Below are 346 nucleotides of genomic sequence, written 5' to 3'. Positions count from 1 at the left end.
CCGTGTGGTGTCCTCCACCAGCGGCGAAGTCACCGCCGCACCCTCCTACGGCACGGGCGGCATCCCGCACAGCACGGTCCTGAACCCGGCCGCACCGGATGTGTATCCGGGGCAGGAGTTCACCGCAGCCCTCACCCGCGACCTCGCCGGACGCCAGACGGCCAAGACCCTCACCCAGGGCGATCCCGGACAGGGCGACACCCGCACCGGCACGGCCAACACCTATGACGCGGCCGGGCGCCTGGCGTCCCAGACCGACCAGCTCGGCAACACCACCGCCTACACCTACACCGCCCACGGGCAGATAGCCGAAGCGGCCGTCAAGACCAAGGACGGCGACACCGTC

General features: G+C 71.1%; 1 protein-coding gene. It reads left to right on the top strand.

Annotation, left to right across the window (positions count from 1 at the left end; all coding sequences use genetic code 11):
• The coding region (locus tag IF89_RS39885; protein ID WP_158718174.1) for an RHS repeat domain-containing protein at positions 1–346 on the top strand (346 nt) is incomplete at both ends.

Source organism: Streptomyces sp. NRRL F-2664 (assembly GCF_000719345.1).
Taxonomy (GTDB): Bacteria; Actinomycetota; Actinomycetes; order Streptomycetales; family Streptomycetaceae; genus Streptomyces.
The sequence above is the reverse complement of the archived record's forward strand: the minus strand, read 5'-3'. Positions and strand labels throughout refer to the sequence as shown.